Source organism: Mesorhizobium sp. M7A.F.Ca.CA.001.08.2.1 (genome assembly GCF_003998455.1).
In the GTDB taxonomy this organism is placed as follows: domain Bacteria; phylum Pseudomonadota; class Alphaproteobacteria; order Rhizobiales; family Rhizobiaceae; genus Mesorhizobium; species Mesorhizobium ciceri.
In genome coordinates, this window is sequence record NZ_RZPW01000348.1 from 1 (window position 1) to 6223 (window position 6223).

Genomic DNA, 6223 nt, shown 5'->3' on the forward strand with positions numbered 1-6223 from the left:
GTTGGCCGAGCCATAATTGTCGCTGCCGGCAAAAGCGGTGCCCGTGGCAACGAGGATGGCGGCGGCGGTGAGTGCGATCTTGGTCATTTCAATTATTCCTGAGTTCAAGGTTAGGTCGATATCGGCAGTCGCGATTAGCGGCCGAAGAGGTTGCGGTCAGCGCCCTGCGAAGCGGGAGCCTGGACGGTCTGCGTCGACTTGGAGATCGAAGCGGTGATCGAATGGTCGACAGCGACGGCAGGCTGATTGGCGTTGGCCGAGCCATAATTGTCGCTGCCGGCAAAAGCAGTGCCCGTGGCAACGAGGATGGCGGCGGCGGTAAGAGCGATCTTGGTCATTTTAATTACTCCAGTATTTGTCATGTCCGTCTAGTGGCGTGCCCTTGGGAGGAATTTCGCGTCGCTCGGACCACCCCGAGATGGGCTCGCCCTGCCGCGGATTCCAATCACGAAGATGTTCCCCCGCGGCTCGAATCCAGGCCTTGAAATTTGACACAGGGCCTCGGCGGTCATAATTTAACTGTTTGAAATCAGACGGTTAATCGATAACGCCCATCACCAGGCGCGACCGCTCGCCAGGCCGGCGTTCACCATCTGCTACACAGTGCGTCAACAGAAATCGAACTGAACGGTTCGGTTTGAGGCGATTGCGCACCATCTGAACTTCTGGATCTCCTCCATTTGCCTTGCGGTTGGATCGAGATTATCGCTTGTGCACGATCATCAATCGGGCGCGACTTGGCGGCGCCAGTTGAAGAAGTGGCGGAAATCCGGGTGACCTGCACCCCAGGACAGCGATAGAAATGCGGTTGCTGCTTGTAGAAGACAATCGCGAGCTGGCGGATTGGCTGGGCAAGACCCTGCGTCAGGCGAACTATGTCGTCGACATCGTCCATGATGGCGAGGATGTCGAACACGCGCTCGCCGCCGGTGACCACGCGCTTGTCATCCTCGACCTTGCGCTGCCGCGCATGAGCGGGCTGGAGGTGCTGCGAATGTTGCGGACGCGCGGCAACCGGGTGCCGGTGATCGTGCTGACCGCAAACGCCAGTCTCGACGGCCGGGTCAAGGGCCTCAATGAGGGCGCCGACGACTATCTGGCCAAGCCCTTCCAGATCGAAGAGCTCGAAGCACGAATCCGCGCGCAATTGCGCCGTGCCAATGACCGCACCGCGCCGGTCGTTGCCTGCGGTGATCTCGTCTTCGACACCAACACGCGGCTGTTTTCGCTTGCCGGCGAGGCGCTGGCGCTGACACCGCGCGAGCATGCCGTGCTTGAGCAATTGATGGTCAAGGCCGGACGCACGGTGAGCAAGGCGGCATTGTCGGCCGCGATCTACGATTTCGAGACCGACGCCGATCCCAGCGCCATCGAGATCTACGTGCACCGCGTGCGCAAGAAGCTCGAAGGGTCGCGGGTCCAGATCGCCACACTGCGTGGTCTCGGCTACCTCTTGCGCCAAGACGATTTGGCGCCGTGACGATCCTGGCGCCATGAGGATCAACAGCCTCCGCCTGCAATTGCTGGCATGGGTGGTGCTGCCGCTTGCCGGGCTCGCGACCATCAACCTGTGGACCAGCCAGCGCAACGCACTGGCGACCGCGGACCTGGTCGCCGACCGGATGCTCGTCGGATCGGCGCGGGCGATTGCCGAGCAGGTCGCCATGGTCGACGGCGTGCTCGATGCCACGGTGCCCCCGGCGGCGATCGAGATGTTCGACACCGGCGACCGCGACAGCGTCTACTATCGCGTCGAGACAGCCGGCGGGCGGCTGCTGACCGGATATCCCGACCTGCCCGAAGCGCCGCAGCATGCCAGTGTCGAGGCCGCCTACCGCGATCACCAGCTGCGGCTCCTGACCCTTGGCCATGCGGTGATCGGCGCCGGCAACGACTCGCCAATATCAGTCACCGTGGGCGTCACCCTTGCCGGCCATGACGCCATGGTCAAACAGCTTTGGTTCAGCGCCTTTGCCCAGCAACTGGCGCTGGTGGCGATTGCCGGCGTGTTCGTGCTGCTCGGCTTGCGTCGCGGCCTGGCGCCGTTGATCCGGCTGCGCGATGCGGTACGCTCGCCAAACCGCAGCGACCTTGACCCCGTCGAAGTGCCCGGTGCGCAAAGCGAGATCCGCCCGCTGATCGACGCCCTCAACGCCTACATGGAGCGCGTGCGGGCGCAGATGGCGGCGCAACGCCGCTTCATCGCCAATGCGGCGCACCAGCTGCGCACGCCCCTGGCGCTGCTGTCGACACAGGCAAGCTATGCGCTTCGCGAAAGTGCCGCCGATGCCCGCCAGGAGGCGCTGGTGGCGCTGCAGGCGAGTTCCGGTAAACTGGCGCGGCTGGCCGAACAGCTCTTGACCCTGTCACGCGCCGAGCCAGGCAGCCGGCGGCCGCGCGCCGACCGCATTGACCTGGCGGAAGCCGCCCGGCACGTGCTGGAAACCCTGGCGCCAACGGCCATCGATCGCAAAATAGATCTCGGCCTCGAGGAGGCTGGCCCCGTTCCGGTCATCGGCGACGGCACCATGCTGCGCGAGATGATCGTCAACCTCGTCGACAACGCGCTGCGCTACTCCCGGGCTGAGGGCAGTGTCACGGTGAAGCTGGCGGCCATCGACGGCGAAGCCGTGCTGACGGTCGCCGACGACGGGCCTGGCATTCCGGCGGACGAGCGAGACCATGTCTTCGAGCGCTTCTACCGTATTGCCGGTTCGACCGAGGAAGGCAGCGGGCTGGGACTCGCCATTGTACGCGAGGTCGTCGAAAATGCCGGCGGCCGCGTCACCCTTGGGGATGGCGCGGCCGGCGGTCTGTTGGTTGAGGTCAGGCTGCCGCTGGCCTGACCGGTCAGGCTGCCCCTGGTCTGACCGATCACGTTCCCTGCTCGTTGAACGGCGCCGGCCGCCACTTCACGACATAGTTCTCGAAGCGGGTGATGATGAACTCCACCACCAGCGCCATGACAGCCAGGATGATCATCGCGGCGAACACGCCATTGGCGTTGAAGGCGCCCTGCGCGGTCGAGATCAGCAGGCCCATGCCTTGCTTGGCGCCGAGGAACTCGCCGACCACCGCGCCGACCAGCGCGAAGCCGAAGCTGACATGCAGGCTGGCGAGGATCCAGCTCATCGCCGAAGGAATGATGACGGTGCGGGTGATCTGGAACGGCGAGGCGCCAAGGATCTGGGCATTGGCGATCATTGCCCTGTCGGCCTCGCGCACACCCTGGAAGGCGTTGGCGAAAACAACGAAGAACACCATCACCACGGCAAGCGCCACCTTGGACGCCATGCCGAGGCCGAGCGCGATGATGAACACCGAGCCGAGCACGACGCGCGGCACCGAATTGGCGATCTTGATGTAGATCGAAAAGACATCCGCCAACAGCCGATTGCGGCCGAGGATGATGCCGGCGGCGATGCCGCCAAGGGCACCGATGACAAAGCCGAGGAAGGTTTCCTCCAGCGTCACGTAGATCTGCAGCCAGAGTGGGCCTTGCGAGGTGCCTTCGGTGATCCACGACCAGATCTGCTGCCAGATGCCAGAAGGGCTGGCGAAGAAGAACGGGTCGATGATGTTGTAGTCGGCGCCGAGTTCCCACAGGCCAAGGAAGACGACCAGGATCGCCAGGCGCAAGGAGATGACAAGCGCGTGGCGGCGGCGCAGCCTTGCCCTCGCCCGGGCTTCGGCAACGGCGATGGAAGCATCGCGGACGGCGGCCTGGTTGGCGGTCGGAGAGATTGCGGTCATGCTGTTTCTCCTTTCAATGTCCGGTCTGCAAGGTCCGGCTCTGGCCGAGCTGCACTTCCTCGCGCAGATCGTTCCAGATCACCTTGGCGATCTCGACGAAGTTCGGGTCGTAGCGGATGTCGGCCATGACGCGCGGGCGCGGCAGGTCGATGCGGTAGACGCTCTTGACCGTGCCCGGCCCAGCGGTGAGCACATAGACCTTGTCGGCCAGCGCCACCGCCTCCTCTAGGTCGTGGGTGACGAAGACAACCGAGGATTTCTGCTCCGACCACAGATCCAGCAATTCGTCCTGCATGGCGGTGCGCGTCTGCATGTCGAGCGCGCTGAACGGCTCGTCCATCAAAAGGATCTTGGGCTGGTTGATGAAGGTCTGCGCCAGCGCGACGCGCTTGCGCATGCCGCCCGAAAGCTGGTGCGGATAGTGCTTCTCGAAGCGGCCGAGGCCGACGCGGGCGATCCAGTCGCGGGCGCGGTCGTAGGCCTGCGCCTTTGGCGTGCCGCGATAAAGTGGACCGGCGGCGACATTGTCGATGACACTGCGCCAGGGAAACAGCGCATCCGCCTGGAAGACAAAGCCGATGTCCCGGCTGATATCGGTGACCGGCGTGCCCATGACGCGGACATTGCCGGTCGTCGGCCGCAACAGGCCGGTGACCAGGTTGAGCGTCGTCGACTTGCCGCAGCCGGTCGGCCCGACGACGCAGGCGAACTCGCCGCGCGCCACGGTCATCGTGAAATCGCGGATCGCCGTCATCATGTGCCCGTCGGGCGTGACGAAACGCAAGGTCACATCATCGATGGCGATCGCGGCGTCGGCTTGTGGCGCGGCCTGAGACAGCTTCTCGGCCGCCATGGGTTGCACTTGCATGGCGCACTCCTGTCGCAATGGGGCAAGGGAGCCCGCGGCAGTGCCACGGATCTCCAGGTGTTCGGGAGGCCGCGCCGCTGCTTTCTTGATTCAAGCAGCCGGCGCAAGCCCTTGTTATTCAACGAGTGGTAGGCTGGCGCCGCTATTTGGCGGCGTCGACGAATTCGGTCGTGTAGGTCTTCGACAGGTCGATCTGCTTGCCTTGCAGGCTCTTCGAGAATGTCGAGAGAACCTTGAGCACGGTCGGCGGACCATCGGCCGGCATGCGGCCATCCGGCGTGAACATCGCCTTGCCGCCGGCCAGCCCCTGCACGTAAAGGTCCCGGTTGCCGGCATAATAATCCTTCGGCATCTTGTCGGCGATCTCTTCGGCCGAATGCGTGGCGATGAATTTCATCGTCTTGACGAAGGCATTGGCGAGCTTCTGTGCCTCATCCTTGTGGCCTTCGAGCCAGGAGGACTGGACATAGAAGGACGCCGCCGGATAGTCGCCGCCCAGCGCTTCCTTGGTCTTTTCGGGCGTGCGCATGTCGACCAGGATGCTTGCCTCGCCGGTCTTGAGCAGTTTGGCGATGGTCGGCTCGGTGGTCATGCCGGCCTGGATCTGGTCCTGCTTGACAGCGGCGATGAAGGTGTTGCCGGCGCCGACCGGCAGCAGCGTGTAGTCGCCGGGCTTCAGGCCGCTGCGCACGGCAAGATACTGGGTCAGGAAATCGGTCGAGGAGCCGAGACCGGTGACGCCGAGCGTGGCGCCCTTGAAATCGGCGGGCGACTTGATCTCCGGGTGCTTGGCGGAGACCAGCTCGACCTCACCAGGCGCTTGGCTGAACTGGACGATCGACTGGATGTATTTGCCCTTCGACTGCAGGTCGACGGTGTGATCGTAGAAGCCGACAACGCCTTGGACGGCACCGGCCAGCAGTTCATTTTCGGCCTCGACCCCGGCGCGCGAGTTGAGCAGTTCGACATCGAGCCCCTGGTCCTTGAAGTAGCCGAGCTGCTGGGTGAGCACGGCAGGCAGATAGATCTGCTTTTCCATGCCGCCGACGATGATGGTGATTTTGTCGGCAGCCGAAGCCACCGTGGCGCTTGTGGCTGCAATAGCAAGGCTTAGCGCCGCTGTGCGCAGGGCGCACTTCGAGATGAAACCGGTCACGAAACTTCCTCCACTTGGGCGGCGCGCCATCCCGGCTGCGCCGCATTCCTCCTTACCGGCCGCTCCCGCACCGGTCACACGGCGAACGCCGTAATGACTTCATGGCACGCCCAAGCTTTCAGCTGGCTTTCAGTCGTTTTAACGGCCGTTGAAATGGAATCCGTTGTGGCTGCCGGTCACGGAGCGCCGAAACCGAGAACGTCGCGCATGTCGTATTCGCCGGGCGGGCGTCCCTCGAGCCAGAGCGCGGCGGCAATGGCGCCGCGGGCGAACATGACGCGGTCGCCGGCCGCATGCGACAAGGTCACAAGCTCGCCTTCGGCACAGAAGCTCACGCTGTGCTCTCCGACGATGCTGCCGCCACGCACCACCGCGAAGCCGATCTCACCGGGAGGCCGCGCGCCAATGGCGCCATCGCGTGCACGCCTTGCGACCGTCTCCAGATC

7 protein-coding genes are annotated in these 6223 nt (G+C 64.1%); 2 read left to right on the top strand and 5 right to left on the bottom strand.

Annotated elements, in window-relative coordinates; genetic code table 11:
• Positions 1–134: 134 nt before the first annotated feature.
• Entirely contained in the window at positions 135–338 is a 204-nt protein-coding gene (locus EN914_RS20155) for a DUF680 domain-containing protein (RefSeq protein WP_127389219.1), read from the bottom strand.
• 464 nt (positions 339–802) lie between these two features.
• Here EN914_RS20155 and EN914_RS20160 point away from each other — a divergent pair, with 464 nt between their 5' ends.
• The gene (locus EN914_RS20160; RefSeq protein ID WP_024504276.1) at positions 803–1480 is read left to right on the top strand and encodes a response regulator; all 678 of its coding nucleotides are present in this window, start codon (positions 803–805) and stop codon (positions 1478–1480) included.
• Positions 1481–1493: 13 nt separating this feature from the next.
• On the top strand, positions 1494–2846 hold the full coding sequence (locus EN914_RS20165) for a sensor histidine kinase (RefSeq protein ID WP_024504277.1): 1353 nt from the start codon (positions 1494–1496) through the stop codon (positions 2844–2846).
• 28 nt (positions 2847–2874) lie between these two features.
• Here EN914_RS20165 and EN914_RS20170 read toward each other — a convergent pair whose 3' ends face one another.
• The 4 genes from EN914_RS20170 to EN914_RS20185 all read right to left on the bottom strand — a co-directional run.
• On the bottom strand, positions 2875–3753 hold the full coding sequence (locus EN914_RS20170) for an ABC transporter permease (RefSeq protein WP_013532454.1): 879 nt from the start codon (positions 3751–3753) through the stop codon (positions 2875–2877).
• A 13-nt stretch (positions 3754–3766) separates the two neighbouring features.
• Positions 3767–4621: an ABC transporter ATP-binding protein gene (locus EN914_RS20175; protein ID WP_013532455.1), complete on the bottom strand. Its 855-nt coding sequence runs from the start codon at positions 4619–4621 to the stop codon at positions 3767–3769.
• A gap of 142 nt (positions 4622–4763) precedes the next feature.
• Positions 4764–5750, bottom strand: coding sequence for an ABC transporter substrate-binding protein (locus EN914_RS20180; RefSeq protein WP_245265360.1), 987 nt, complete (start codon positions 5748–5750; stop codon positions 4764–4766).
• 203 nt (positions 5751–5953) lie between these two features.
• Positions 5954–6223: dihydrodipicolinate reductase C-terminal domain-containing protein (locus tag EN914_RS20185; RefSeq protein WP_281034661.1), on the bottom strand; the 270-nt coding region annotated here is incomplete at its 5' end.

Bases quoted from the DNA above. Each gene is read 5' to 3' on its own strand.
- EN914_RS20170 (WP_013532454.1), bottom strand. From the start codon at position 3,753: ATGACCGCAATCTCTCCGACCGCCAACCAGGCCGCCGTCCGCGATGCT.
- EN914_RS20165 (WP_024504277.1), top strand. From the start codon at position 1,494: ATGAGGATCAACAGCCTCCGCCTGCAATTGCTGGCATGGGTGGTGCTG.
- EN914_RS20175 (WP_013532455.1), bottom strand. From the start codon at position 4,621: ATGCAAGTGCAACCCATGGCGGCCGAGAAGCTGTCTCAGGCCGCGCCA.
- EN914_RS20160 (WP_024504276.1), top strand. From the start codon at position 803: ATGCGGTTGCTGCTTGTAGAAGACAATCGCGAGCTGGCGGATTGGCTG.
- EN914_RS20155 (WP_127389219.1), bottom strand. From the start codon at position 338: ATGACCAAGATCGCTCTTACCGCCGCCGCCATCCTCGTTGCCACGGGC.